The sequence below is a fragment of the Trabulsiella odontotermitis genome (assembly GCF_030053895.1).
Lineage (GTDB): Bacteria > Pseudomonadota > Gammaproteobacteria > Enterobacterales > Enterobacteriaceae > Trabulsiella > Trabulsiella odontotermitis_C.
Map to the genome: position 1 here is coordinate 832,222 of NZ_CP125781.1, position 25,070 is coordinate 857,291.

Annotated in this window: 30 protein-coding genes and 1 pseudogene; 15 read left to right on the plus strand and 16 right to left on the minus strand. The window is 47.1% G+C overall.

Annotated elements, in window-relative coordinates; all coding sequences use genetic code 11:
* The first annotated feature begins 3 nt into the window (after positions 1–3).
* The 4 genes from QMG90_RS04075 (at position 4) to QMG90_RS04090 (ending at position 5,434) form a co-directional block, all read left to right on the plus strand.
* Positions 4–1,011, plus strand: coding sequence for a hypothetical protein (locus QMG90_RS04075; RefSeq protein WP_046494316.1), 1,008 nt, complete (start codon positions 4–6; stop codon positions 1,009–1,011).
* Complete coding sequence (locus tag QMG90_RS04080; protein ID WP_042999137.1) at positions 1,008–4,034, plus strand: molybdopterin-dependent oxidoreductase; 3,027 nt, start codon at positions 1,008–1,010, stop codon at positions 4,032–4,034. The genes QMG90_RS04075 and QMG90_RS04080 overlap by 4 nt, the downstream gene beginning before the upstream one ends.
* Positions 4,035–4,043: 9 nt before the next feature.
* A complete protein-coding gene (locus QMG90_RS04085; RefSeq protein WP_042999138.1) occupies positions 4,044–4,625 on the plus strand; it encodes a hypothetical protein in 582 nt (193 codons plus the stop codon).
* Between the two features lie 131 nt (positions 4,626–4,756).
* Positions 4,757–5,434, plus strand: coding sequence for a hypothetical protein (locus QMG90_RS04090; protein ID WP_053263390.1), 678 nt, complete (start codon positions 4,757–4,759; stop codon positions 5,432–5,434).
* Between the two features lie 612 nt (positions 5,435–6,046).
* Here QMG90_RS04090 and QMG90_RS04095 read toward each other — a convergent pair.
* Entirely contained in the window at positions 6,047–6,340 is a 294-nt protein-coding gene (locus QMG90_RS04095; protein ID WP_155404032.1) for a hypothetical protein, read from the minus strand.
* A gap of 89 nt (positions 6,341–6,429) precedes the next feature.
* On the opposite strand from QMG90_RS04095, the gene QMG90_RS04100 reads away from it, so the two are divergent.
* The 9 genes from QMG90_RS04100 to QMG90_RS04140 all read left to right on the plus strand — a co-directional run bounded on the left by QMG90_RS04100 (position 6,430) and on the right by QMG90_RS04140 (position 13,001).
* Entirely contained in the window at positions 6,430–7,320 is an 891-nt protein-coding gene (locus QMG90_RS04100) for an integrase domain-containing protein (RefSeq protein ID WP_042999140.1), read from the plus strand.
* Complete coding sequence (locus QMG90_RS04105) at positions 7,313–7,558, plus strand: hypothetical protein (RefSeq protein ID WP_042999141.1); 246 nt, start codon at positions 7,313–7,315, stop codon at positions 7,556–7,558. The genes QMG90_RS04100 and QMG90_RS04105 overlap by 8 nt, the downstream gene beginning before the upstream one ends.
* 456 nt (positions 7,559–8,014) lie before the next feature.
* The gene (locus QMG90_RS04110) at positions 8,015–8,431 is read left to right on the plus strand and encodes a hypothetical protein (RefSeq protein ID WP_000559511.1); all 417 of its coding nucleotides are present in this window, start codon (positions 8,015–8,017) and stop codon (positions 8,429–8,431) included.
* A gap of 88 nt (positions 8,432–8,519) precedes the next feature.
* A complete protein-coding gene (locus QMG90_RS04115; protein WP_042999142.1) occupies positions 8,520–8,885 on the plus strand; it encodes a hypothetical protein in 366 nt (121 codons plus the stop codon).
* Between the two features lie 154 nt (positions 8,886–9,039).
* A complete protein-coding gene (locus QMG90_RS04120; protein WP_032676630.1) occupies positions 9,040–9,348 on the plus strand; it encodes a hypothetical protein in 309 nt (102 codons plus the stop codon).
* 81 nt (positions 9,349–9,429) lie between these two features.
* Positions 9,430–10,053: a hypothetical protein gene (locus QMG90_RS04125; protein WP_042999143.1), complete on the plus strand. Its 624-nt coding sequence runs from the start codon at positions 9,430–9,432 to the stop codon at positions 10,051–10,053.
* Positions 10,054–10,149: 96 nt separating this feature from the next.
* The gene (locus tag QMG90_RS04130) at positions 10,150–11,142 is read left to right on the plus strand and encodes an ArdC family protein (protein WP_042999144.1); all 993 of its coding nucleotides are present in this window, start codon (positions 10,150–10,152) and stop codon (positions 11,140–11,142) included.
* Positions 11,143–11,233: 91 nt separating this feature from the next.
* Positions 11,234–12,187 (plus strand): DUF1281 domain-containing protein, encoded by a 954-nt coding sequence (locus QMG90_RS04135; protein ID WP_000493293.1) that lies wholly within the window; start codon positions 11,234–11,236, stop codon positions 12,185–12,187.
* 130 nt (positions 12,188–12,317) lie between these two features.
* A complete protein-coding gene (locus QMG90_RS04140; protein WP_042999145.1) occupies positions 12,318–13,001 on the plus strand; it encodes a DNA methyltransferase family protein in 684 nt (227 codons plus the stop codon).
* An 83-nt stretch (positions 13,002–13,084) separates the two neighbouring features.
* On the opposite strand, the gene QMG90_RS04145 is transcribed toward QMG90_RS04140, so the two are convergent.
* From QMG90_RS04145 to QMG90_RS04170, 6 genes are all read right to left on the minus strand, one after another.
* A complete protein-coding gene (locus QMG90_RS04145) occupies positions 13,085–13,363 on the minus strand; it encodes a hypothetical protein (protein WP_042999146.1) in 279 nt (92 codons plus the stop codon).
* Positions 13,360–14,007, minus strand: a complete 648-nt coding sequence (locus QMG90_RS04150) for a hypothetical protein (RefSeq protein ID WP_042999147.1) — start codon at positions 14,005–14,007, stop codon at positions 13,360–13,362. Before QMG90_RS04150 ends, QMG90_RS04145 begins: the two co-directional genes overlap by 4 nt.
* A 35-nt stretch (positions 14,008–14,042) precedes the next feature.
* The gene (locus QMG90_RS04155) at positions 14,043–14,588 is read right to left on the minus strand and encodes a hypothetical protein (RefSeq protein ID WP_042999148.1); all 546 of its coding nucleotides are present in this window, start codon (positions 14,586–14,588) and stop codon (positions 14,043–14,045) included.
* Between the two features lie 57 nt (positions 14,589–14,645).
* A complete protein-coding gene (locus QMG90_RS04160; protein WP_077816025.1) occupies positions 14,646–15,842 on the minus strand; it encodes a conjugal transfer protein TraF in 1,197 nt (398 codons plus the stop codon).
* 108 nt (positions 15,843–15,950) lie between these two features.
* The gene (locus tag QMG90_RS04165; RefSeq protein ID WP_042999150.1) at positions 15,951–16,967 is read right to left on the minus strand and encodes a hypothetical protein; all 1,017 of its coding nucleotides are present in this window, start codon (positions 16,965–16,967) and stop codon (positions 15,951–15,953) included.
* A gap of 176 nt (positions 16,968–17,143) precedes the next feature.
* Positions 17,144–17,704 carry a hypothetical protein gene (locus QMG90_RS04170; protein ID WP_043001809.1) on the minus strand — a complete coding sequence of 187 codons (561 nt, stop codon included), beginning with the start codon at positions 17,702–17,704 and terminating at the stop codon, positions 17,144–17,146.
* Positions 17,705–17,901: 197 nt separating this feature from the next.
* On the opposite strand from QMG90_RS04170, the gene QMG90_RS04175 reads away from it, so the two are divergent.
* Together QMG90_RS04175 and QMG90_RS04180 are read left to right on the plus strand one after the other, a co-directional pair.
* Positions 17,902–19,440, plus strand: coding sequence for a TraI domain-containing protein (locus QMG90_RS04175; protein ID WP_042999151.1), 1,539 nt, complete (start codon positions 17,902–17,904; stop codon positions 19,438–19,440).
* Positions 19,441–19,480: 40 nt separating this feature from the next.
* Complete coding sequence (locus QMG90_RS04180; RefSeq protein WP_042999152.1) at positions 19,481–20,434, plus strand: tyrosine-type recombinase/integrase; 954 nt, start codon at positions 19,481–19,483, stop codon at positions 20,432–20,434.
* Between the two features lie 592 nt (positions 20,435–21,026).
* Here QMG90_RS04180 and QMG90_RS04185 read toward each other — a convergent pair.
* The 9 genes and pseudogenes from QMG90_RS04185 to QMG90_RS04225 form a co-directional block, all read right to left on the minus strand.
* A pseudogene (locus tag QMG90_RS04185) lies at positions 21,027–21,323 on the minus strand (DUF5983 family protein); the annotation flags it as partial.
* 35 nt (positions 21,324–21,358) lie between these two features.
* A complete protein-coding gene (locus QMG90_RS04190; protein ID WP_103281519.1) occupies positions 21,359–21,712 on the minus strand; it encodes a TA system toxin CbtA family protein in 354 nt (117 codons plus the stop codon).
* Between the two features lie 23 nt (positions 21,713–21,735).
* Positions 21,736–21,951 carry a hypothetical protein gene (locus QMG90_RS04195; protein WP_103281518.1) on the minus strand — a complete coding sequence of 72 codons (216 nt, stop codon included), beginning with the start codon at positions 21,949–21,951 and terminating at the stop codon, positions 21,736–21,738.
* Between the two features lie 11 nt (positions 21,952–21,962).
* A complete protein-coding gene (locus tag QMG90_RS04200) occupies positions 21,963–22,295 on the minus strand; it encodes a type IV toxin-antitoxin system YeeU family antitoxin (RefSeq protein WP_103281517.1) in 333 nt (110 codons plus the stop codon).
* Between the two features lie 43 nt (positions 22,296–22,338).
* Positions 22,339–22,818, minus strand: a complete 480-nt coding sequence (radC, locus tag QMG90_RS04205; protein ID WP_103281516.1) for a RadC family protein — start codon at positions 22,816–22,818, stop codon at positions 22,339–22,341.
* Positions 22,819–22,828: 10 nt separating this feature from the next.
* Positions 22,829–23,284 carry an antirestriction protein gene (locus QMG90_RS04210; protein ID WP_220708707.1) on the minus strand — a complete coding sequence of 152 codons (456 nt, stop codon included), beginning with the start codon at positions 23,282–23,284 and terminating at the stop codon, positions 22,829–22,831.
* Between the two features lie 91 nt (positions 23,285–23,375).
* Positions 23,376–24,194 carry a DUF932 domain-containing protein gene (locus tag QMG90_RS04215; RefSeq protein ID WP_103281514.1) on the minus strand — a complete coding sequence of 273 codons (819 nt, stop codon included), beginning with the start codon at positions 24,192–24,194 and terminating at the stop codon, positions 23,376–23,378.
* A 135-nt stretch (positions 24,195–24,329) separates the two neighbouring features.
* Positions 24,330–24,644 (minus strand): hypothetical protein, encoded by a 315-nt coding sequence (locus QMG90_RS04220; RefSeq protein WP_103281513.1) that lies wholly within the window; start codon positions 24,642–24,644, stop codon positions 24,330–24,332.
* A gap of 115 nt (positions 24,645–24,759) precedes the next feature.
* Complete coding sequence (locus tag QMG90_RS04225) at positions 24,760–25,035, minus strand: hypothetical protein (protein WP_103281512.1); 276 nt, start codon at positions 25,033–25,035, stop codon at positions 24,760–24,762.
* Between the last annotated feature and the right edge of the window lie 35 nt (positions 25,036–25,070).

Below are 25,070 nucleotides of genomic sequence, written 5' to 3' on the forward strand. Positions count from 1 at the left end.
ATCATGATGACGACCATTTTAAATATTGCACATCAATCTCCATTTGGCTTGCTTTTTATTAATTACTCGCTATTGTTAGGTGCATCAGGAGGTCTCGCTGTTATCTGGTCCTTCCTTAACTGGGGGAGTCAGTCAAAGACTAACCTTTTACCTGTGGCATTGGCTTTTGCATTAGCATTTGGAGGCATATTAAATGTATTAGCAGAGGTACAGCAACCCGGCCGGTTAATTTATGGATTTATATATGGTTGGGAACACTGGTACGGTTCAATAATAAAATATGGTGTACTGATTTTACCCCTGTTTTGCCTGTTACTAATCCTGCAACTCACGCCATTAAAGCTGTCTGTTTTCGTTGATAAATTAACGAAAATCCTTCTTATAGGAACTGGGATATTTTTAGGGATGTACTCTGGAATATTCATGACTAATGAGCATGGTATTGCACTCTGGAATACCCCACTGTCTGCAGTCTTAATGTTACTTAGTGGACTTTATACTGGATTCATAGCCTACAGTTTAGTTTCTAAACATACTAATGAACAACCGGCAGTAATTTCATCTTATTGCGGGCTTGGTGTGATGCTTATTACTATGTTTATTTTATTGCTATTCACATGGTGGGGGCATGTCTTTGCGGGAGAAACTATCAGCACCTCCTTTGGTTTACTTGATTCTAACTATTTAGCAACGCAGATAATTACTGTGGGAGCGTTGGTTTTAGCTTGCGTTATGATTGCTGTAATTAGATCTAAAAATAAAATCCACTACATAATTATCATTATTCTATCTGCTATCTCTGCCTGGGGTGTTCGTTTTCTTTTGTTGGTTGGGGGGCAGGGAACGAGTCGTAGCAGCGCCGGAGTCTTTACTTATCACCCTGAACCAAAAGAATATTTATATTCTTTTGGTAGTATATTTTTCATGGCAGGTATTCTTGCTTTAGTCATATTGTTTTATGAGAATTTCCAACACAAATATCCGGCACATACAGGAGGAGAAATTAAATGAACAGACGTCATTTTCTTACAGGTTGTGCCGCGCTAGGTGTAGGTGTTGGTGCCAGTATTTATGGAAAAGTATTTTACCGTGCAGGTACATTCTTAGATGCAGGAGAGCAAGCAAAATCAACCTTTTATGGTCAGTCAACTGAACCTGAATGGCTGCTTGATAAAGAAACTGGCCAGCATGTTATAAATCCCAATTATATGGTACGTCATTCTGTATGTCTTCAGTGTCATGGAGAGTGTGGACTGAGAGCCAAAGTGAACCGTAAAACCGGAAAACTGGAACGCTTACAGGGTAATCCATATCATCCGAACACATTGATTGATTATAAGGATATGAATATCCCGGTGGTGGACACTGCCAATACTCCGGGTACACTATGTGCCCGAGGGAACGCGGGTCTACAAACTGCTTACGACCCATATCGACTGACAGTTCCCCTGAAGCGCTCTGGCCCGAGAGGAAGTAATAAATGGGTGCCTATTGAGTGGGAAAAACTGATCGATGAAGTGGTCAATGGTGGAAAGATTTTCGCTGATACAGGTGATGAGGCTAGTCAAAACCTTGAGATAAAAGGATTCCGGGCATTATATGAAAAACGTGATGAATGGATTGATGATAACAATCATGACTTAGGGCGAGTATCTAATAAGCTTGTTATACAAAGCGGACGTATTGTTAAAACGCGAAAAGATTTTCAGACTCGTTTCGCGAAATCCTTTGGCACAGTTAATAATTACGAACACACTAATATATGCGAATTAAGCCATCACATTGCTACGAGTGCTGTATATACTGAGCATAATAATTTTAAAGCAGATCTTTGTGAGTCAGAGTTTGTTTTATATTGGGGAACCGCGCCTGGAGAAGCTAATTTCCCTATGCAGACATTAGGGAAATACTCAGCAGAGGCGCGTTCAAAGGGCTGTAAAATTGCTGTTATTGATCCAGTATTACCCCGAACTATAACGGATGACCCAAATATGTTCTGGCTTGCTCCGCGACCAGGTACTGATGGTGCTATCGCAATGGGGATGATAAGCTGGATTATAGATCATAATCGCCATAATACGGATTTTTTAAGTTACCCTAATCAGTCTTCTGCCAAAAATGCTGGTGAAACTTGTTTCACGGATGCCAGTTATCTGATTATTACCGATGAAACACATCCTAATTTTGGGAAATTTATTACTTCTAGTGAAGCTGCCTTGGGGGACAGTAACGACAGTGTCGTAATTAATCTCACTGGTATTCCAGAATTAGCGGAAAAATGTGTTAAAGCAATACTGGATTATAGCGGGAGTGTTAATGGTATAGGGGTTGCTACAGCATTTCATTTATTAAAGACATCAGCGAATGATTATTCTCTAGAGTATTATGCCGATATCAGTGGTGTTCGCATTGACGATATTGTCAATTTAGCTGACGAGTTCACTAAGCATGGACGAAAAGCATCCACAGAGTTTTATCGTGGAATTGCACAGCACCCGAACGGTTATTATACAGGTTTTGCAATAAATCAGTTGAACGTCTTAATCGGTAATTTGAACTGGAGTGGTGGTGGTTCCCTCGGGGGAGGTGGATTCCCTTATGACAAAGGGGTATATGACCTGACTGCTATTCCTTCTCTGGTGCCAGCTCAATTTGGTATTAAAATTACCCGTGAAGATGGCTTTCGCTATGAAGATTCTACTGAATTTAAGACAAAGGTTGCTCGTGGCGAAGCCCCCTACCCAGCTAAAAGGCCGTGGTTCCCTTTCACTAAAGATATTTTCAGTGATATCTTGCCTTCAGCACTGGAAGGTTATCCGTATACAGCCGACATTCTGTTGTGGCATATGTGTACGCCTTTATACAGCGCTCCAGGCATGGGTAAAGAAGATATTATTCGAGGGGTTTGTGATCCAACAAAAATACCATTAATTATTGCCAGTGATATTGTCGTTAGTGATACCAGCATGTATGCAGATTATATTATCCCTGACATTACATATCTGGAACGTTATGTCCAGCATCCGATGCTTGAAGCAACTATGGTCAAGGGGACTGCTGTACGTTATCCCGTTATCGAGCCGCTGACTGGAAAAAACCAGGCGGGACAACATTTTTGTCTTGAGACTTTCTTTATTGATATAGCTTCGAAATTAAACATGGCTGGGTTTGGGAAAAATGCTATCCCTGACAGTAATGGAACTCTATGGCCTCTCGAAAAAATGGAGGATTACTATCTGAAAGGTACTGCAAACGTTGCTTATAGTGGAACACCAGTATCGGATGCTACTGATGATGATATAAAAATTGCCGGTCTTGAAGATTACCAGAAGAAGTATTTCAGTAGTCTTAAGTCTGATGAATGGAGAAAAGTACTTTTTTTAATGTCACGCGGTGGTCGTTTTGAGCCAGTTACTACCAGACGGAATGGTACGCAATTGAAAAATCAATTCAATAATCGTATCAGAATGTACAATGAAAAAATTGCTCAGGGTCTAAATAGTTTTACCGGTGAACGTTTTTCAGGAACTGCACTTTGGCAACCATCTCTCACTATGATGGGGAAAAAAGTGGATGAGCTCGATCAGGGCAAAGGTATGGATTTTACAATATTGACCCGAAAAAGTGCACTTCAGACCCAGTCCCGACTGTCTTCCAACAGTTTTATCCGAGAGATACAGCCGACAAACTGGGCTGAAATTAATACCGAGGATGGGAAAGCTCTCGGTTTGAAAACCGGTGATAGTGTATGGGTCGAAACTGTTGAAGGGCGTAGGCGTTGTGAAGTAAAACTCAGAGATGGGGTTGCACCCGGAGTGATCAGCTTTATCGTTGGCTATGGCCATTGGGGTTACGGAGCAACCGATATTGATATTGGTGGGAAGCGAATTAAAGGCAGTAAAATCCGGGCTGCGGGGATAAATTTAAATCCAATAATGCGACTGGATCCAGATGTATGGGGGATGCCGCTTATGGATCCAATTGGTGGCAGTAGCAGTTTCTTTAATACACGAGCTAAAATTATCAAAGCGTAGGGGGCAAGTATGTGTGAAGTGGAAGAGTTGAGAAGAACCTGTGATATTGCTGGATCCTTACTACTCAAAAGCCCTGAACAAGAGCTTATTGACTGGATAAAGCAATGTACAGGGCAAAACCTTGCGATTAAAGAATGTCAGCAGGCGTTTTATGACTATTTCTGCTTCCCACAATCTGGTTTGTTTTGTCCACCCTATAATCATGTCTTTAGTAATGGCTTACGTCATGGAGACATCTGGCAATTTCCTGCAGCAAGCTTTGATGGGGGAGCAGAAGAAGAGGATTTCTATCAAAAATTCAATTTTGCTCCCTCTATGCTTAACATCAAATTGCCGATGGTACATAAACATGTTCCTGGTGACCATTTTGGTGTGGAATTGCTTTTTATAAGTTGTGTGCTGACAAATGAAAATTTAAACACCCCCGAGACCTGGAGTATTTTAAAGGGATTTATATGTGCACACTTACCTGCTCTACAGGGGTATACCCATTTATTAGGCAGCCAAACTGAACCCTATATTAAAGTCGTAGCTGAATGTCTGGAGGAGTGCTTGTCAGGACTTGATTATTTACTTTCGATTGATTCTTGAACCAAAATGTAACTACATAGATATTCTCAGAAACAGAGCCAGATTAAAATATTAATCTGGCTCTCAGTGCTTACCAGGTTGGCGCATTACTTGGTATTCTGTGGCGATTCAATCCTTAATGGTTAGGGGCAGTGTCTGGAACAAGTGCTGAAGCGCCTGAGCCAATCAGTATATTGATATTGGATAAATCATTCCGACATTCTGATCTTAAGGTTTCTGTAGTTAAGGCAAATAATGTATCTTTTGAGAACGCTGAGAAACTTGAAGAAAAACATTCCAGGTTGTATGTCGGATTTATATTAAGCTATACATCTACGGTTAATGGTGTATCTTTTACAAAATACGAAGTTTGCGAGTTTCAGAGATGGAATTATGATAAATGTCGTGGTTATTTAAGATTCATTTTTTATTTTCTGGGTTCTGTCAGAACGAAAATAAACTGCCAGGGCGTATCATTCAATGAGGATATTATTGATGGTTTGATGGCATGTAGGTTATTTCCATCAACAATTAAAGGCATGTTATCAGAAACTTGGTTTATTGCTGATCGAATAGGTCATATAGAAAGTAATTACGATGTAGAGATAAATTCAGTTGAGTATTTAAACAGATTTAACAGACTTATACGTTTATTGTGTTTCGGTAGTTCTGTGACAATTTTAGATATTGAATATACAACGAAAGACTTTTCATATGGATGGATTATAAAGTACTCATGTAATGGGGAATATCATACGGAGTTTTACCATAGTCTGGCCACTGGTCTGGACGATATTTATGATAAGTTCATCGTCGAGAATCCATCATAAAGGTGACTATTGATTACATGTAAATCATTAAAGGTACCCTTCAAATTTTGGAGGGTTTCCTGCAGACTCGTCTTCCATGTCACAGATAAAAACTTGATAAAGGATCACGCTCCGATCTAATATCTTGCTCGTTGTACCGTTGCGTTGTATGCAACATGCCAATGCCTCGGCGATCTGAGAGAGGCGCCTTCGGGTGATCGCCATGCCAATGCCACCGTGACCTGAGAGGTGGCGCCTTCGGGCGGTAACTTCGTTTACCCTTTGAAAACGAAGATCGTATACAGTTTGAATCTGGCGATGAAGGTCCCTTTCACTTCTGTATCTGTTTTTCAGATACGTCTTGCAGCCGTTGTCTGGCCGCAATTTTCTTATCGTTTTCACTCTTTATGACGCTGCTGGCCGTTGCGAACTTTGCGGCGTGGGTATGACCATTTGGAACATTTGGGCATCTTCCACGACTGCATTGAGAGCAGAGGAGCGCGGCGTCACTTGTGCACGAGTGAAACGAGTACCAAGTGACGCGCGCAGCGCATAACAGGCAGAGCTGACGCACTGCCATTTCGACAACTTTTTTACCAACTGACCAACACGTACTTAAAGGTTTTAAGGGCCTTAAAAACGTACTTCATTCACTTCTTGTTCATTTATCAACCAAACGTCTTTCTCGTAAAAACGGGTAAGGACTTCATTCTGAAAGGAGAAAATCGACACGATATCGATGGCGACACCAGTCAACATACTGGTGTGTGGAAGCAGACTGATTAATTTCAGCCCGGTGCAAACCGCGAACAGGTCAGAGACCTGGGGAGCTTCGCAATAACTCAACATTTCGCCGCCCCGATGCACAGATATCTGTCGAGACGCAGGAAGCACAACCATAAACCGTGCCGTCGGGGTGAAATTCATCGTCTGTAGCTGTGGCGCAGCCGGTGTCAGTGCTTTTCCGTTCACGCAGACGGAAAAGCACTGACACCTGTTTAAATGGAGGGTTGTTTATGGCAAAACTGAATAAAAATCTTAAAACGCTTGCCAGGCAGGCAGGGGGAAGTTTTAAAACCGTTTCTGACCGAATGAAAATTGCGGACAGGTTTGCCGAACGTTTATTAAAACTTAATGTTCAAATCAGAGATATTAAAAATATCAAGACGGGGCATATCGAGTTGTATATGAAGAGCCGCCTTTCTGAAGATATTTCCAGACGCACACTTCAGAACGAAATGGCAGCTATCCGGGCTTTGTTACGTGTTGCGGGGAAAACATTCATGGCAAATCCTTCTCATGATAAACTGAGCAATCAGGCTCTGGGTATTTCGGAAACGAGCCGGGATGGAACTAAGGTTGCTATTCCCGATGCTTATTTTCGGCAGGTATTGACGAGTGTAGAGCAAAAGGATGATGGCGTTGCATGTGCAATGAGATTATCCAGATTACTCGGGTTAAGAACAGAAGAAACAGTACAGTCTGCTAAATCGTTGCGTACCTGGAAAAAAGCTTTACTCAATGGTGACGAAAAAATACGTGTTGTATTTGGGACAAAAGGAGGACGACCAAGAGATACAACGGTATTAGATCGTGAATCAACTCTGGCTGCAATCAATGCGTCCCTTAAACACTTGAATGAAAATAATGGAAAGTTGATTGATAAGCCATCATTACATACGGCTATTGAACGTTATCGCAATGTTGTCCGTGAGTCCGGATTAACAGGAAAATATGCGCCTCATAGTTTACGCTATGCCTACTCTGTTGATGTCATGAATTATCATATGAAAAGAGGTTTCACTAAAGAAGAGGCACAGGCTCTGGCATCAATGGATTTGGGACATGGCGATGGCAGGGGACAATACGTGGCTCGTGTTTATAATAAGGTAGAGGGTAATGAGTAAAAGCATTTTTGTTTCTGGTGAGGATTTGGTTATTGGTCGTGTGTTTTTGGGATGGAAGGAAAGGATTTCACGTATTATCGATAGGGGGCATTACGAGGTGGCTTGTTCACAGGAGGTTCATGCGCATTACGGAGACAAATTTACCCGTACTGATGCCTGTCTGTATTTCATCCGTGGCGCACTGTCTGAAACTTTCAGGAAATCACTGAGAGAAAAAGAAAACGCTCATGAAATGTAAAAATATGATCCTTTTTTCTGGTCAATTTAAACATGACACATTTTCTCAGGATATTCTCAGCAGTAGTGACTTTCCGTTAAGGGCTTCATCGTCCTGGTTCAAACCACAATGTGGGAAGATCTTTGCGTTGACACTATTGCCTGAGGTGCGGGAATTGTGTACGCTTAATTTGCTAACGTTGTCTCTGACAACTGCCAATGCCTGAGTGATTTGAGACAGGCGCCTTCGGGTAATCACATGCCAATGCCATCATAACCTGAGAGATGGCGCTTTCGGGCGGTTCAAACCTGTTTAACCTTTGCAAACAGGAACCTGATTACAGGTTAAGGTCCTTTTCTACATCACTTCACACTACCAAACACCTGATTTACTCATCCGGCATTTTTGGCCTGATTCTCACCCTGAGGGATACTTTCCCTTTGGGACGGTTCCCTTTTTTCATAAGGAATCGTACCCATGCATTACACCAGAATGATCAATCCGCTCGCGTTACTGAGTTGTGACTCACCCGCTTCTGCAAAAATCATTGTGGATTACGTAAAAACTCAGCTTAACGTTCGTCTGGATAACAAACTCATGGTCGACGCAGATCCTCAGGTTCCTGCTGACGGCCTTCCTGATTACCTGACTTTTCTCAGACATGTCGCGCATACAGTTGGTTTTGCAACTGAGCATGGCTTCATAAAACATACCTTTGTCGAAGAAGCAGTGAGCGAGCTTACGCTTCTGGGGACAGATGTTCACAGTTTTCACTGGAGTACAGCTTTTCTTCAGGGCGTTACCAGGTCTCGCGAGGAAAAAGAGCTGGACGAAGCTACAGAGCAATTGCGCGAAATGTTTTATCAGAGCGCCCATTTCTCAGACATCGCCTGACGGCCTTATTAGTCGAAGATTTTCTCACCCTAACGGGACTTCTGTCCCGGTCAGGGACAGGATTCCACAACTCTTTAAGGAATCCTTTATGAACGAGTTAATTCTCACCGAAGATTTTCACATCCGTGCCAGCGAGCGTAATGCTCACAAAGTTGCACTGGCTAAAGCGGAAGGCGAGCTGCTGAGTATCGCAGCGCTTCGCCGCCTTGACCTAAATACCGGGACAGATGAAGACGGCTTTCCGTATTATGTCTGGGATATGGCTTCTGTTGCCCGGGAACTGGCTGAACTGTATGTTCGAAAACTTATACCGGGATCATGGGAGGCATTCTTTAACGACCTCTGCCGCATGGCAGAAGGTATTGATAAAGAAGCCTGGATATATTTCTACAAAAGCGCAGTCAAAGACGAAGAGGCCTTTCTGTCTATGGAACGCAGCGATGCTGATTTCTGACGTGATGCACTGAACCCTATGGGGACTTTCTCCATACGGAGGTGGTTGTGTTTTCTGAATGAAGCCAGCTTATAACTGATGTACCAACCCATGCGGGGACAACCTCCCTGCATCTGCGGTGATGGTTTTCTCCGCATTAACTAAGGAGAAAACCATGAGCAGTATAATACTGTTGTTTATCACCCATACCACGCGCGTCCTCAGCCGCATTTCAGAAGCAATGCGGCAGCAGCAGGCCGAATGGTTCACCAACCGTAGCGGTCACAGCAGTTTCCGCGCCGAGGTCGTTCAGTCTGAAGGGGGTTTTACCGCCATCATTTCACGCAGAACGGGCTACAGTTCGCGTGACTGGCAGTATCAGCAACTGGCCAGCGCCGGTCAGTTTGCCTCCGCACGTAAGGCTTTACGGGCGGGACGGCAGATGGCGCAGCAGATGGCCTGGCTGCGTTACCGTTTCGACTGAATCAGTTCTGACTGATTAACACTTCCCGGAGGGACCTTCCCTCCAGGGGAAGTCTCCTCCTTATTAATTTAAGGAGTCCTGATGATTCGCTTTACCTCAACCGAATTACGCCCTCTTTTATCACAGCAGGGCGGTATGCAAAGGCCACTGCTGCTTGAAAAGAACCTTGGTATATACATCCGGGTTCCGGATGACCGAAACCCCGGCGAATGGCTCAGGGCATGGGCGGAAGGTTGTAATCCCTCGAAAGATGCAAACTGGTCGGAAAATGCAGACCTGTTAATTCCCGGGAAGGAATACGCTTTTCAGACCTTTATGGAGCAGAGCAAATTCGACGCCGTTCTGACCGAACACCACGATCTTTTTATGATGCCATCGGCCGGTCCACTGGGGACTGGTATGACAATTCGTAAAGAGACCCGTCCGCCAGAAAAGGTGTATGTCCTGGTGGAGGAATATCGCAGCAATATTCGTTGGCTCTACGATCAGTCTCTCCGGCATTTACCTGCCTGTGTGGGGAATGCGGAACGTCTGAGCTGGCGCTCGCAGGCGCTGTATGTGCTTGACAGGGTAATCCGTCTCGACTGTAAACGGGCAAAACCTGCTGATCGCGCGATATTTGAGAGTGCGGTTCGCAGCGTGCGCAGCAGCGTCAGCGAGGTGATGTCTGATGGCTCTTTCCGTTACGCGGCAACCCGCCGTTAGGTTGTATTACTGACTATCTCTGACTTTTTTCCACTCCCGGTGGCGCATTCTTCCGCCCCCGGGGAGGATGCGCCCTTTTTTACAGGTTGCATCCTTATGAACAAATCCATTCGCGGCCGTAAGGCCGCGCCGGCTCAGAAAGCCGATCTTTACCAGCAGGTCACCGACAAAATCATTGCTGCCCTGGGAAAAGGGGTTCCACCGTGGCGCCGGCCGTGGCGTTCTGCACAGAACGTACATGGCAGCGCGTTACCGGTGAATGCCACAACCGGCCGCCATTACAGCGGAGTGAATATACCCTTGCTGTGGATGTCTGCTGAAGAGCGGGGATTTCCATCCGATCGATGGCTGACATACCAGCAGGCGAAAGCCGTGGGTGGTCAGGTGCGCAAGGGTGAAACCAGCTCGATGGCCATTATCTACAAACCGTTTGAGAAACAGGCGACGGATGGCAACGATAACAAGCTGTTCGATAAAGACGGTAATCCCGTCATGGAGTCGCTTGCGATGCTGAAGCCGCTGCAACTTTTCAATGTCGCCCAGTGTGATGGACTGCCGGATGCTGTTGCCGGCATGCCGCCAACAGAGGCAGAAGAGGAGCGGCATTCCATACTCAGTGAACAACAACAGGGGCAGGTACTGTCAGTACTGAATGCAACCGGTGTGGTTTGCACATCGTACCGACAAAACCGGGCGTATTATCAGCCATCAACCGATCGAATTGTGATGCCTACGACTTCGCAGTTTAATTCTGAAGCTGATTACTGGTCCACGCTACTGCATGAACTGGTTCATGCAACCGGCCACAGCCGCCGCCTTAGCCGTGAAGGGATAACATCTTCTTCGCGAAAATTCGGTGATCCGGTTTACGCCTTTGAGGAGCTTATTGCCGAAACCGGCAGTGCTTTTCTTTGTGCAGAGCTGGGTATTTACGGTGATGTTCAACATGAAAGCTATCTGGCCAGTTGGCTGAAGGTACTTCGTGACGATAAAAAAGCCTTTTTCCGCGCCTGCCGGTTTGCCCGGGAAGCGTCGGAATTTTTACTGCAGCCACTGAACCGACAACCGGAACAGAACAAGGCTGCTTAACAATAAACTTGATGGCCCTGGTCATCAGCATCCCCTGAGGGTATCTCCTCAGGGAGATGCCCTCTGTCTAAACTAAAGAGGAGTAATAACTATGTTTTCATGGTGCAAAAACCGTCTGGAAATCACTGCGAAATCTGTTTGTATTGACGTGATGCAGTCCTGGATTGCCGGCACTGAAACTCCGCGTTATCGACATGCCATACGGCAGGCCATAAAGCTGTTTCTTGCTGGATGTGCCGGGATACTTAAGCCAACAAAAGCGACAGAGTTTACTGCTTATCCGATGCTTACGGCCGCCGGTACGGGGGCTTCTACTTCGGCAAACCAGGCGTTCCAGCATTTCCTGGAATTAATGGAAAAGGATGCGTGGCTCGACAGCGCTACTATTGCACGTATGGAGAAGATCTGGGTTCAGTCCGGCCTGGAAACACTTAAATGGGAGAGTATTCCAGTTTCATCGCGCCAGATAATGTCCCAGTTGATGGCTGTTCACTATGCTGACTGGTTTGGTGTTGCCAGCTTCGGGGAACAGTTCGATCCGCAGGAGCGTTGGGAATGGCTCAGTATAATGCCGGCCGCGAGTTGTCCCTGCGATATGCTGATGATAATGCCGTCACGTCTTGCAACTGAGTTGAACGGTAACAGTGGTTTGTTCCGGGGGCTTAACACAACTGCAGATCTTTACACGCAGCTGTATGGTGTGGAGTTCCCGGCTGGTCATAAAGCCAACTGGAGCCGTGAATCACTGGGCACGATATTACTGACGTTCGATACCCCCTGGTACCCGCCATCTGGAGAGGTTATGGGTGAGATGTCAGAGCTGTTTGACTGTGAGATCCGTCATTACTGGAAATCAGTGGATGAAGGTTTTTCCGGATATAACTGTTTTGACCGCGGTGATCACGTTGACAGTGGCCCCTGGCCGGAAGAAATGCAGCAACTGAGCAACGGTGAAACAGCAAGAATGTACCTTGTCTCTACGGAAACCACAGCGGTAACGCCATATGCGGCGCCAGCGGCACAATACGGGAGCATTCGGGCCTGACACTAAACCAGGATAACCCGGGCTAACCGGTTCAACATACTGGCCACAACACTTGTTGTGGCTTTTTTTCACCCTGACGGGAAACACTGTTTCCCCGTCAGGGGCGTGTTTCCCGTTAAAGGAGACATGCATGAAAAATCTTATAAACCATGAAAAGGCGTTCATTTCGCTTTTCAACCAGACTGCTCGTTATCACCATCGACATCAGGTTTTTGAAGACTTCATCAGTTGCAGCGTTATTGCTCTTCAGAATGCCCTCAGTTTCTGCGAAAAGCGGGAGCAGAAATATCTACACATAGTTGCACGTTATGAAAAGAAGGATGTAGTCCGTATGGCAGAATTGCTGGCCCATGTTGTCAATGGGCTGGATGATTCACCGGGGGATTTTCTTGGACAGGTTTTCATGCAGCTCGAACTGGGTGATAAATATCGTGGTCAGTTTTTTACCCCATGGGATGTGGGCATCATGATGGCGCGCATGCAACTCGGCAACGTTGCTGATAATTTTGCGGACAAGCCTTTTATTACCCTGGCGGAGCCAGCCTGTGGCGCAGGATGTATGGTGCTCGCATTTGCCACTGTGCTGCGCGATGCCGGTTATTCACCACACCGGTATTTGTGGGTTTCAGCTACTGATATCGATCCGCTGGCTGCGGGGATGGCTTATATTCAGTTAACGCTGTGTGGAGTGCCAGGTGAAGTGGTTATTGGCAACTCTCTTTGCGATGAACGCCGTCGTGTGTTGCATACGTTTGCGCATTACCAGGGCAACTGGCCCGGTCGTTTACGTCATGTCCTGAATCAGGCCGCCTGAATAATAAAAAGCTCCCTCCCGGGGGCTTTTTTATTGGGTATAGAGATTGAATGGTTGATGAGGCAGCATCTTGCTACTGGCCGTTATAGTAGTCTTATCTGAGATGGCATTTCTCCGCGAACGAATTTAATGGTTAGCGGAGCATCAGTTCTGACCTGCAAAAGTGCTTTTACTTCCTCTTCAATTTCAGGCAAATACAGGCCTGTTTTCTTATATGCAGGGAAAAAGAAAAACCTGATAACGGCAACGATCCTGTTCAACCAGTTTGCCTTCACGGACTTTTGGATGTCTTCAAACTCATCCAGTGTCATAGCGCCAATTTCCTTCCCGTTGGCTTCGACTACCCAGTACACATCTTTCATTCCGTCACCTCATCGTTCAGGCTTTTCCGTTTATCTACATCGTCTATTAAGGTGTTTGCCTGGAGATGACGAAGTGCGAATTCCAGTGAGGGAAACTCCATCGTTTCCTGACGTGACATAAAGCGATCTGTGGCGATGCCATATGTACCTGTTTCGATATTAAAAACGAAGCTGTGGTAGCAGTCCACCGCGGGGTAGTTATAAATCATTAATGATTTTTCTTTTCGCTCATCAGCAATAAGGTACGGCAGAACAAACTCCACCATCTGGACTGTTTGCTCCAGTTCTTCTTCAGACTTTGTTGTGAAACCGATCCCGTAAACTGACTGTCCGGTATAAATATTGCCGAAGGCAGTTAGACGCAGACCTGCGATCGTACCGACCCATTTATCACGGTATGCTCGCATGGTAGTTGAGGCATCCTCACTCATACTAAATATTCCATGCCAATTAGGAACATCTCCCCAGCTCGCTATGACGAGTTCATCTCTCTGATTTTCCAGGTCTGCAAGGTGGTCTTCGGCTATTTCCAGATTTCGTTCTGCACGTCTGACTGAGCGCTCGCGTTTTGCAATAACCTCTGAGGCATCGCTAATTAGCTTTTCAATGGCTTTGATATTTTCACCAGTTGGTAAACTGGACATATCAGTCTCCTGCGGCCGTGGAGAAGGTGACTTGCTCATTGCCCGACCTCCCGACTAACCTTCGTACCGCGTGCGACTTCCGGAATTTGTTTCCACAGGCGCGCGGTCCATTCAGGTTTAAGATGCTCCGGATTGGAGGAACGATAAATTGCGGTCACGTTGCTGCGTTTAGCATCGCCTGTGACTTCTATTGTCAGGCGATCATTAGCTGCCCAGTTCCGGCTCATGCGATAATAAGACCCAGGTTGGGCTGACCAACTGGCACCTTCTGAAATTGCCGATGCTGACCAGCCAGCATTTCCCTGGCCATTGTTTCTTGCTGCTGAAACATCTTCATCTGAGGGAAAACCATAATGTTGCTTCAGGCGTAGTGCAGCAGTATCTACGCCGACTGGCAGGCTGAATGCCTGGGTAATCTCATTACGTTCAGCCTGTTTGTCAGAAGTATGCTGCTCTCCAGGTGATATCATTGTGCTGACATCTGACAGTTGCTGCTGAAACTGATTGAGCTGGTTCTGGCTACACCCCGCAAGAGCCATAAGTACAAAAGAGATACCTGAGCAAAGAATGAGTTTTTTCATAGTGTTCTCCTGAGGACTTCCAGGGCTGTCAGTAAACAGCCCCTTCATTTTGCTGGATCAGAAAGTGAATTGAAGTTGTGCAACCGCCCCGTAGGTACGATCAGTGCCTGCGATGCCCGTGATATCCAGGTGAACCACATCAAACGGAGAGAACCCCAGGCCGGCAGTGAAAGCATTGCCTTCTCCGGAAGCCATGTTCTGGCGGTAACCCGCACGCACCTGCATCCAGTTCCAGGCATTAATCTCGGCACCCAGACTTGCAAACTGACGCTTATTATCACTGGTGAAACCACTCGCTTCAGTCAGGTCGACATCGAGCGCGGTTGTGATGAAGCTGTTGTGCCATGAGGCGCCGGCAGTGGCCTGCGGTTTAATCTTGAACGTTCCCTTTTCACCATTTACTTCTTTGGTATCGATTGAGCGGGGGATGATATTTTGTACGGCCAGACCGAGAGTCCAGTTATCGTTCAGGTTTGTGGACAGACCGACGTCGGCGTTAAAACCGGTTTTGGTATTGCGGTACTCGCTGGAGTCAATGTCGTTTTTGTCAAAATTACTGACGGAAACGTTGTAGTTAAACAGGTCAACGCGCTGGTATTTTGGTGTGATACCAAAGGACCAGGCATGTCCTGCAGTTTCGAACTCATGCGCCATGGCCACGCCGACATCGGTGATCACAGCCGCACGACCGTAGGCTCTTGACGTAAGTGAGTCAGTATCCACTGCAGAAGGGGGGATTGTGCCATCGGCGACCTTGTCGAGGTATTCCAGGTCGTGATCGCTGACCTTACCATCGACAGAGACAGTACCCCATGATTTCACCACAACGGCGAACGGTAGTGTCTGGTTCGGCACAGTTGCAATAACTGAAGCCCCGACCTGGCCGTTCGCATGTGTGTTTTTCAAATCCTGAAGCTTACTCTTGAGTGCCGCGGCGCTTTCGCTGACACCGGACTGATTAGCGACGGCGCTGTCGAAACGATCCCAGAGGTCCTTAACATCATCCGCTTTATCCACGGTTTTATCCGGGTCAGAGACCTGGGCGCCCATCGATGGCAGCACCAGGCTGAAATCATCGGTTGGTCCGGACGTAGTTAACAGAGCAGGGTTAGACAGAGCAGCTGTACCGTAGTGCGCGGATGCCACGCCGGTGCCACCCATAGCATCACCGCGTGCCTCCATCCAGTTCGTCGCAGCATTAACCGATGGCACTGCGGAAACCAGAAGAGCAAGGGAAACGCAGCGTGTAATCATTGAAATTGAAGCTTTCATCATTTATATCCTTTGTCGTTTATGGTGTTTAAGGCAAAAAAAAACCCTGGCGCTGGCGCACCAATAAAACAATGTGTCTGACTGGTTATTTCACTTAATATTGAGGGCTGTTATTTGGCTAACAAATTTACTCCATTCTGGTGTTATAAATTCCTCAGGGAAAAGAAAAGGTTCTCTTTCCTCTTCGGTCCAAATATTTTGAGAAAACTTACCTGACTCTGTTCGTTGAAGTTTCTGAATCTCCCACAGTGCAGCGGCCGGAAGTATCTTTCCTTCTCTCAGCGCATCCAGTAAATAACCGGATGCATAAAATGTGTCGAAACTGTTGAGAATATGCGCTCTGAAGAGAATGTTGCTCATGCTCAGAAATGAATTAAGTTGTGTTTTATAAGCACCTGAAGATGGACAGTGCCCGATACATTCAACTACACGAATTGTTGTGTTATTAACGGTTTTATAGCGCCGAATAAAAATGAAAACATGTCCGGATTCGTCTTTGATATCTCCTGAGGTGTATTGATTCTCTCTGACCAGGAATATGTCAGGACGGGTCAGGTTGTCGTCAGATGTATATTCCTGAATTCTTTTTTTAATTATCATGGCAACCTGCATCCATTCGCTGAAAGCGGTCAGGTACACTGGCCGGGGATCACTTCCTTCCAGCCATCTGGTACTTACACAGAACCAGTCAGATAGCTGTTTCAGCAAAGGTGCAGTTAAGTAATCCATCGTTCTTTCACGGCTTTCCAGAACGCTCAGACCGATATTCCAGTCCGAGAGCAGGCGAGCCACGTCCAGTACCGACAGGCGGTGCTCATCCATCAGCAGCCAGAACCGTTCGTGGATATGTGTGATCACAGCCTGTCGGGGGATAAGCGTCTCGCGCATGATACCCTCGACGAGAATATTGACCAGTTCAGCTGATGAAATACCCAGGCGTCCTGATACCAGTGTGACGAAATCCCTGACAGCTGGTTTAAAACGTATTGCAATAGGGCTGCCAGACGTTTTCTTTCCGTCCGAAAGCTGGGCTACCAGCTGCTGCATATTTTCATCCCGTTCAGTGATGATACTGGCAAGGATGGAGGTGATGTTCAGACGGTTCATATCATTTCCCGGTGTTGGCTAATACATTAATTCGACTTAAGTTATTAATTATTGTATCCACTGTGGATACGTTACCGCGCACCAGAGTGGATGTATAACGATGAAAATCGATCGTTCAGATCGACTACATTGATGTAGCCAGTGTGACAACAGGTGAAAAATCAAAACAGGGGAAATTATTTTTCCGGATTGAAAGTTTTTCGTATGACAAGAACGGGCCATAACGTTCTGGACGGTACACGCCAGCGCCACTGTGCAAGAAGAATTTCCAGTTGCATAACTGCACGCGCAGCGGGTGTGAAGGGGACATGTATGACATGGCTTCGGTAATGTCCGGCCTGAATCTGAAGATGCCTTCTGATACGTTTAATTCGATAAGAGGTGAGGAGATGGGAGGCAATCACGATGGTGTTTTCTCTGCCACTGAGAGCGTCCTCTATACTGGTTAGCACTCCATTCCAGAACCAGGCCACACGTTCGGATGAAATACTGACGGTTGGCTGGTTTGGCGACAGATGCACGAATATCCTTGAGCTGCGCTTATGGTAGCTCAGGATGCAGGGCTGGTTGATGAGTCTGCGCTGCATCCAGTTCACCACTCTCAGAGAAAAAGGGGATAGCAAAACAAGCCCCCAGAGATACACCATCCCATCCTGATACCCCGTAATCAGAGCGATGAGCCCGTAACTCACAAGACCCCAGCAGAGGATAATTCCAGAGACTACTAATCTTTGCATTTCTGTCGCTTCCCTCAGATTTCTGATGGCGCTTAAGGAAGCATGCTGATTAATTCTCTTCATCTGAAAACTGTGAACCGGCCTTTAAGGATTAATGCAAGTTCGTTTTGTTTAATCAGGAACTAAGGCTTTTGACTTGCAAAATACAACCGTCTCCATAGCGTAGCGTCAATTCGGAATCTGGTTATGGGGTGGTTATGCGTGGACTGAAATGGTTAACAGGCCTTGGGCTGGCAGTCGGAACGGAACACTCAGTAAGGCCATCCGTGCAGCCGGCGCAAGCGGGAGGGTTCCGGAACGTACTGTCCGGTCAGTTGTTACTGGGAACTGCGGAGCGACAGAAGTTCGTCCGGATGTTGCGGGAAAATTGCCCACTGTCACAGTCTGCCTTTGACGAATTCTGGCTAAAACCCTTAGAGCAAATGGCCGCTCGCGTTCAGGAAGTACCGGCAGCCTGGGCGGGGCCGTTCGCCACTCCAGGGGGCTTTACTGACCTCAGTTTATCCGTGGCCGCAAGTGCCGTGAGGCTGGTACGCGGTATGATGTTACCTCCGGGAGCGACGCCTGAGGAGCAGGCAGAGCAGGGGCCAGCCTGGATATGCGCAGTGTTCTGGGCTGGGCTTTTTCATCATCTTGACTGGTTGTCGCAGATTGAAGGGAGCCTGGCGAACGGAAAAGCCTGGTGTCCGGGGATGGAAATACCCGGTGCAAACTGGCGGGTGCGTCCCCGGCAGGGGAGAACGGCTTCAATGAACGGAATGTACATTGCCAGTAAACTCATCCCGGATGCTGCGGCTATCTGGCTTCAACGCTGGCCGGCGATTTCAGGTGCGCTATTTTTGTACCTCAGCGGACAAAAAGCTCAGTCTGGAATTCTCAACAGCATCATCAGCGATGCGCTTGCCAGCGTTGCCAATAAATCAGGAACCGTTTCTGGTACAGCAAGCCCCTCTGAAAGCGATAAGGTGATCACCACAGGGGAGGAAGGGGAGGAAGAATCCAGAACAAACAATATCCCAAATTTAATAGACGACGATATGCATCAAACGTCCAGTCACAAAAATATAACACCGGTTCCAGAGCCAATTAACAATGCATCAATAGGTTACGATACTAACCAGACAGGTGATTATGCTGCCAAGGATGTTACCGGTCAGGTTACGTTGCTTTCGGCATTTGATAATCATGATACGCAGTCATCCGATGAACGAACAGGTGATGACACTGTCCCGGATGAGTCGGTATCAACCGCAGAACTTCTTAGCGTGCTTGACCAGATGTCGGGCTCTGGTGCACCTGTTGTTGAAGCGAAGGTTGAAACTACTTCTTCTGAAGAGTTTTCGCTAGTCGGGATGGAATCTGGCACTCCAGGAGAAAAGTTTCTGGACTGGCTGAAATCCTCAATCCATGACGGTACGGTTAGTGTCAATGAGGGCGAGAGTTTTGCACATATTCTTGCTCAGTTTGTATTCATTGTTTCACCTGAGTGTTTTTTTAAATATTTATCGCTGAATACAAACGAGTCACTGGATAAATCAGCGTTACAAAAAAGCTTTGAAGCTCTGAACGTTCATTATTCACGAAATGGTAAAGGCCTCTGGCATTACCATAAATACGATACGCCGGACAAAAGCGGTCGTTACACCAAAATGTCAGGATACATGCTGAGCGCTGACATTATTTACAGAAAAGGAACCTGTCCACCGGACAGCGTATGGCTTGCACGAAGAAATTAATACTATTGCTTAAGTCAGAATAACAATATACGAGGTGAATATGAACAATGCATTTGAACAAGTGCTGGATGATTATTTTTTCAGTAAATCTTTGCGCCCGGCTACGGAGTGGAGCTACAGGAAGGTAGTCAGATCATTCATTTCCTTTAGCGGTGAAGGTATTTCACCTGAGCAGGTTGATAAAACGCTGGTTTTAACGTGGCGCCGAAAAATTATCCATGAGGAAGGACTGAGCAGAACGACCTGGAATAATAAAGTGACTCATATGCGCGCTATATTTAATCACGCCATCGTTAATGGGCTTGTAACGATGAGGGAAAATCCTTTCAACGGGGTAATTACCCGACCCGATGTCAAACGCAAAAAAACACTGACTGATGTGCAGATGAATAAAATTTATCTGCACATGCAGGCGAGGGAAGAGGATGAACGGACTGGTATGATGGAGTTAAGAAAAAGCGCCTTACGGCCAGCATGGTTCTGGTTAACGGTACTGGATGCATTGCGGAGAACAGGGATGCGCCAGAACCAGCTGCTGCACATTCGCCTGGAGGATGTAAATTTTGAGCACCGATGGATTAATCTCCGGCCTGAGGGTTCCAAGAACCATAAGGAACACCGGGTTCCGATTACTGAAAACCTACGACCCAGACTTGAAAGGCTCTATAACCTTTCCCTTGAGCGTGGCGCGAAGATGCAGGATCAGTTGTTTAATCTTTCTCGCTTTGATGGCCGGAAGAATGAAATCAGCAGCAACATGGATTATCCGCCGTTGCGCGCGTTTTTCAGACGACTTTCACGAGAATGCGGTTTTACAGTCAGCCCGCACAGATTCCGACACACCATCGCGACTAACCTGATGCGTTTGCCGGATCGTAATCTGAAGATGGCACAGGACCTGCTGGGTCATTCAACGCCGGCGGTCACGCTGGAGTATGTTGAAAGTGACCTGGATAAGGTCCGGGACATGCTGGAGGAGCTGGATGCGGCATAAGACTAATCTTAAGTTAAATCTAAGTTGATGAAATTAAAAATGGAAAAAAAAGGGATGTTTGCTTTACAAAAGATTGACACAGGGAAGATCTGAGGGTAAATACGTTCGTGAAGTAAATTGTGGACGTGAGAAATCCAGAGGATGGTTCGAACATCCTCTGGATTTAAGTCCCGTGTTCAACTGATGCGGTAACACAAGTACCATCATCATGCCGTCTGGGGACTACTGTCTTGCCCGTTAAGGATCTCATCTCTTAACGAACAGGCTCTGAAGAAGTGGTGCCGGACTCGGAATCGATGTGTTGTTTTAATTTATTGATATTTATGCTTTATTTTTAATTTGATTAAGTTTATACCCTCATTTGCACCCTCAATCCCGTTTGATGACTGAACCAGATATTCAAACTCAGTAATGGGAGGATATCTCCGTGTACCGGGCTCAATAACTGATGAAATGCGGTTGATGAATAAGTACGAATAATTTTTATTCGCTTGATGCTAACCTGAAAATTGATAAAAAGCTGCCTACACTAAAAGGCAGCTTTTATCACACCTCGTATACATGCGGACGCTTTTCCTGAATGCTTTTTGATTTACCAATCAAACGTATCGAGACCGGGTAACACTTCTCCGGCCGCATCCAGATGAATTGTCGTGATGCCGTACCGGGCAGATAAAACAACAATCAATCTCCTGCAATGCTCCGATAATCCCGAACGCCTGAGTTTCAGTACAGGATGCCGCCACGCGCTGAGCCGAAGTAAATATCCGGTCCCCGTGAAATGAATCCACTCCGCATCACCATACTCTGCCATGTCATGAGAGAGCTGATACAGACGTTCGTTGTCCTGGTCCGTTATATGCGCAGTGCTGCACTGTATACCGGTAAACATACAGTGCGCCGGGAGCAGCGGAGTTATGAGCTTCATACCCTTCCCTCCATTATATCGGGTTTTATGTAAACCACTTTTAACCCGGTAGCGCACCTTGCATTCAATACTTCCAGCGTGGTTAAAAACGGCGATTGTTTCAGCCATGAGAAACCACGCCTGTCGATGCGTATTAGACCATAGCGTTCCACAAGAAAATTCAATGCATCCACCAGCTTTATCCCGGCGTCTATGTGTTCATTAATCACGCGGTCATAGTGAAATGGAGTATCAGTCAGGGTCAGTCCGTAATGCCTTTCCAGGAGATAGGCAAGTAAGATCTGCCACGTCTTCACAGGTGACATACATGAGGAAGCCGCCCCCCCAGGAGGTGCAGTTTTGTATTTCATATTGAATCCTTAATGGCTTAATTTCAGAAGAAATAACGTGATGACAGGCCGTACATCATTCGGGCAACAACGAACTCGTTATTACTGGTTTCGAACCATGCCCAGATATCCGAAACAAGAGTACCTGCGGGGAAGTGGATAAAAGGCTCACTGATAATCAGTACGCCCTCCTCTTCGGTAACAACGATGTTTCCCAGTTCCCTCCATAAGCTGTCCAGCCGTTCCATTGATACAGGCATTTCTGCCTCCTTTAAGCTGACGCTGGAGCCGGATAAATGGTGACGTAGACATAGCCGCAACTTCCTCGTGTATCGGCTTCACAAACCAACCTTTCTCTTTCAAACCTGATACCGCGCGAATTATGAGGTTCCAGCTCACCGCATCGCAAAGCAGCCTCCATGAGATCGATAAATACAGGAAAACTGCGATCAAGCGCCCGCAACTGCTCTGGAGCGAATTTCCCGTAAAGACCGGCATGGTCGCCCAGGTAATGCAGCCGATTCCTCTCCTGCACCAGGCGGGCACCAAAGCAGGGTGTGATGTCATGCCTCAGCCCCCATTGCGGGGAAATGGATGATGTCATGAGTTATTACTCCGGTAATGGATGATGTTTATTGTCAGGGCCTTCATATCAGGCCTTGCTCTGCGAAGGACAGGATGTCACTGCGCCCAACAATGAGATGGTCCAGCACACGGACCTCAATGAGCCCGAGAGCCTGTATGAGTCGTTGTGTGATGGCCGTGTCGGCATGACTGGGGTCGATGCAGCCTGACGGATGGTTATGGGCCAGAATGACGGCTGCGGCGTTGTGGCGCAGTGCCCCTTTGACGATTTCGCGTGCATGGACTTCGGTCTGGTTGATGGTGCCGAGAAAAACGGTCTCGCTTTCCAGAAGGCGGTTCTGGTTGTCGAGGTAAAACACCATAAAGACCTCGCGCTCAAGCCCGGCCATCTGCAGACGCAGCATATCCCGGACGGCATGGTTGGAGGTCAGCGGCTGACCAGACACCCGGAGGTGCCGGTCAAGTAATCGTATTGCACGTTCTATGATGCGCAGTGAAGCGGATGGCATCCCCGCCGGGGTCATCATTGATAATTCAGACATAGTGGCTTTCTCAGTCGATAAGGGTCAGGATGCCCTGAGATTCAGGATGGGAGAATGCGTAGTCGCGAAGGCGATAATAGTGCTCCGCCATCTCGTTGCTGGCGGTGATAAAAGACATATGACTGTACATCATCAGGCAGGCAGCGATACCTGCCGCTTCGCCACCCAGCGTGGCGTGGTTACCATTTGACTTACAGTACAGGTCATAAGTCTCCTGGCTGTCCGGTGCCATAAACACACCGCCGTTACTGAGGGTGTAAAAATGCCAGTAGCCGCCGTTGTATTCCCGGCACAGGCGGCTGAACCAGCTCAGGATATTCAGTTCCAGAAATAACCATTGCGGTACGTTCCCGAAGTGTTGCCGCCAGAAATCCAGGCGCTTTGATTCAGGTACAACGGACGCATAAATTTCAGCGGGTTCCCTGCAGGCATTATCCACCGGAAGTGCATGACCGGTTTTGTTCATGATGTTTCTCCGTAATTTTCTTAAAATCAGCAGGTAAAACAGATGTAGAGAGAGGTGACAGGGATGAGGAACATTGAAGGAAGTGCAGTGGCTATGAACACAGTGACAGCATGTTCTCCGCCATTACCCACAGGGAACGATTGAGCTTCACATCGCTGTCAATTCCTTTCACTGCCCGGGTGTGCATGGGTTTACCTTGCGTATTTCTCCCATATAGCCCGCCTTTTATCAGGTTTTCCTGTATGCGCTGATACGTGGTCCACAGGTCATGACTTTCATCCTGCCAACGTCGTGGCGACAGAATTTGCGCTTCGGTTACCGGCTGATGTTCTTCTCCGAACCGATAGGAAATAGCGGCTTTCGCCAGTGCCTGCCGGGCTGGTGGTGGTAACAACAGCGACTGCATCGCATCCCGCTTCTCTTCCACCCGGTCAAAAACCCCGAGTACTTCATAAGCCCCTTCAATCACTTTGCCGACCACGTCCCCTTTATGAGAAACTCGGACTTCGCCAAATGACTCTCCGCAAATCAATCCGTTTTGACACACCGCGCGAAACAGTCCCGGCAACATCTGGTAGCTGCTTGAACCGTCATGGCTGTTCAGCAGAATGATTTCCGGCACCTGTTTACCGGTAATCTGCCCTTCGCGGCGCAGACGGAGCATATGTTTGGTGTGTTCCCGCTTGTCGGGGTTACGCACACGGGTTTGGCAGGCAAAGAACGGCTGAAAACCTTCGCGCTGCAGGTTATCCAGCAGGATGATGGTCGGGATGCAGGTATAGCGCTCGCTGCGCGATTCGTGCTTTTCCTCACTGAACACGCTGGGAACATAGTGAGCCAGTTCATCACGGGTTAAGGGACGGTCACGGCGAACAAGGTTCACCGCACCAAAGCGGCTGGCTAATTTCATTGAGACTCCGGATAAAATGATATAAATGAAAAGGCCATGCTCCCTTACGGGAATATGGCCTGTCGGTGTGGCGATGCAGGGAGGTTCGTGGTGTGTTGCTTTCCGGGATACAGGAATTAATCCTGCGTTCTTACCTCAGCTTTCTTCATGGTTAAATGTCAGCGAGCAGGCGTGGCAGATATATTCATCAAATATCTCCTTATCCAGGCTTTCGCCAGCAACAGCGCCCAGAGCTGCGCCGCTTCCCATGCCGACTAAAAAACCAATCACGCCTCCGGCAAGGGTGCCAACACCCGGGATAACTGAACCGGTAGCTGCACCGAGTGCCGCTCCCTCAGCACCACTGGTTATACCGGCCATGCCGCCAGCAATGGCACCAATACCTCCTCCCATTTTTCGTCCAAGGTTTCTTTTCTGCGTGCGGGATGAACCGCAGTGGGGACATAGCATTTTTAATTCCTTACGTTGAGTGAATAAAAAAGCCCTTCTGGTATTCCGGAAAGGCGGTGGGCGTTAAATAACGGTACGACCGTCAGAAACCGGAGCAGAAATAAAAGGGCACTGCTCAGTAGATATGGTCGTAAAACTGGCCGTCCGTGCGATTCTGAAACGCCATGGGCCAACAGATATACGGGAGTATTAATTCAACGCGGGTGTGATTGACGATATCCTCGTAGGTGCAGATTTTTTGTCCCTGTTGAGCCGGAGAGTCTATCTGGCTGACCAGTTTAAACGTGGTAAAGTCGCTGAAACTTGCCTGACTGGTCATCGGCCAGAATAATGAACTGGCAACCAGTAATAACCCTGACAGAGATCTCAGATTGATTTTTTGACGTTGCATTTTTACAGTTCCTTATTTACAATTTTGTTGGAAGA

What these genes read in the sequence shown, in the direction of transcription:
- QMG90_RS04155 (WP_042999148.1), bottom strand. Translation starts at nt 14,588, where the DNA reads ATGAAAAAACTCATTCTTTGCTCAGGTATCTCTTTTGTACTTATGGCT.
- QMG90_RS04180 (WP_042999152.1), top strand. Translation starts at nt 19,481, where the DNA reads ATGAACAATGCATTTGAACAAGTGCTGGATGATTATTTTTTCAGTAAA.
- QMG90_RS04095 (WP_155404032.1), bottom strand. Translation starts at nt 6,340, where the DNA reads ATGAATTTCACCCCGACGGCACGGTTTATGGTTGTGCTTCCTGCGTCT.
- QMG90_RS04115 (WP_042999142.1), top strand. Translation starts at nt 8,520, where the DNA reads ATGAACGAGTTAATTCTCACCGAAGATTTTCACATCCGTGCCAGCGAG.
- QMG90_RS04210 (WP_220708707.1), bottom strand. Translation starts at nt 23,284, where the DNA reads ATGAACAAAACCGGTCATGCACTTCCGGTGGATAATGCCTGCAGGGAA.
- QMG90_RS04190 (WP_103281519.1), bottom strand. Translation starts at nt 21,712, where the DNA reads ATGAAATACAAAACTGCACCTCCTGGGGGGGCGGCTTCCTCATGTATG.
- QMG90_RS04120 (WP_032676630.1), top strand. Translation starts at nt 9,040, where the DNA reads ATGAGCAGTATAATACTGTTGTTTATCACCCATACCACGCGCGTCCTC.
- QMG90_RS04105 (WP_042999141.1), top strand. Translation starts at nt 7,313, where the DNA reads ATGAGTAAAAGCATTTTTGTTTCTGGTGAGGATTTGGTTATTGGTCGT.
- QMG90_RS04140 (WP_042999145.1), top strand. Translation starts at nt 12,318, where the DNA reads ATGAAAAATCTTATAAACCATGAAAAGGCGTTCATTTCGCTTTTCAAC.
- QMG90_RS04085 (WP_042999138.1), top strand. Translation starts at nt 4,044, where the DNA reads ATGTGTGAAGTGGAAGAGTTGAGAAGAACCTGTGATATTGCTGGATCC.
- QMG90_RS04145 (WP_042999146.1), bottom strand. Translation starts at nt 13,363, where the DNA reads ATGAAAGATGTGTACTGGGTAGTCGAAGCCAACGGGAAGGAAATTGGC.
- QMG90_RS04170 (WP_043001809.1), bottom strand. Translation starts at nt 17,704, where the DNA reads ATGCAAAGATTAGTAGTCTCTGGAATTATCCTCTGCTGGGGTCTTGTG.
- QMG90_RS04215 (WP_103281514.1), bottom strand. Translation starts at nt 24,194, where the DNA reads ATGAAATTAGCCAGCCGCTTTGGTGCGGTGAACCTTGTTCGCCGTGAC.
- QMG90_RS04110 (WP_000559511.1), top strand. Translation starts at nt 8,015, where the DNA reads ATGCATTACACCAGAATGATCAATCCGCTCGCGTTACTGAGTTGTGAC.
- QMG90_RS04165 (WP_042999150.1), bottom strand. Translation starts at nt 16,967, where the DNA reads ATGAACCGTCTGAACATCACCTCCATCCTTGCCAGTATCATCACTGAA.
- QMG90_RS04135 (WP_000493293.1), top strand. Translation starts at nt 11,234, where the DNA reads ATGTTTTCATGGTGCAAAAACCGTCTGGAAATCACTGCGAAATCTGTT.
- QMG90_RS04150 (WP_042999147.1), bottom strand. Translation starts at nt 14,007, where the DNA reads ATGTCCAGTTTACCAACTGGTGAAAATATCAAAGCCATTGAAAAGCTA.
- QMG90_RS04200 (WP_103281517.1), bottom strand. Translation starts at nt 22,295, where the DNA reads ATGACATCATCCATTTCCCCGCAATGGGGGCTGAGGCATGACATCACA.
- QMG90_RS04160 (WP_077816025.1), bottom strand. Translation starts at nt 15,842, where the DNA reads ATGATTACACGCTGCGTTTCCCTTGCTCTTCTGGTTTCCGCAGTGCCA.
- QMG90_RS04225 (WP_103281512.1), bottom strand. Translation starts at nt 25,035, where the DNA reads ATGCAACGTCAAAAAATCAATCTGAGATCTCTGTCAGGGTTATTACTG.
- QMG90_RS04125 (WP_042999143.1), top strand. Translation starts at nt 9,430, where the DNA reads ATGATTCGCTTTACCTCAACCGAATTACGCCCTCTTTTATCACAGCAG.
- QMG90_RS04195 (WP_103281518.1), bottom strand. Translation starts at nt 21,951, where the DNA reads ATGCCTGTATCAATGGAACGGCTGGACAGCTTATGGAGGGAACTGGGA.
- QMG90_RS04130 (WP_042999144.1), top strand. Translation starts at nt 10,150, where the DNA reads ATGAACAAATCCATTCGCGGCCGTAAGGCCGCGCCGGCTCAGAAAGCC.
- QMG90_RS04175 (WP_042999151.1), top strand. Translation starts at nt 17,902, where the DNA reads ATGCGTGGACTGAAATGGTTAACAGGCCTTGGGCTGGCAGTCGGAACG.
- radC (WP_103281516.1), bottom strand. Translation starts at nt 22,818, where the DNA reads ATGTCTGAATTATCAATGATGACCCCGGCGGGGATGCCATCCGCTTCA.
- QMG90_RS04080 (WP_042999137.1), top strand. Translation starts at nt 1,008, where the DNA reads ATGAACAGACGTCATTTTCTTACAGGTTGTGCCGCGCTAGGTGTAGGT.
- QMG90_RS04100 (WP_042999140.1), top strand. Translation starts at nt 6,430, where the DNA reads ATGGCAAAACTGAATAAAAATCTTAAAACGCTTGCCAGGCAGGCAGGG.
- QMG90_RS04220 (WP_103281513.1), bottom strand. Translation starts at nt 24,644, where the DNA reads ATGCTATGTCCCCACTGCGGTTCATCCCGCACGCAGAAAAGAAACCTT.
- QMG90_RS04075 (WP_046494316.1), top strand. Translation starts at nt 4, where the DNA reads ATGATGACGACCATTTTAAATATTGCACATCAATCTCCATTTGGCTTG.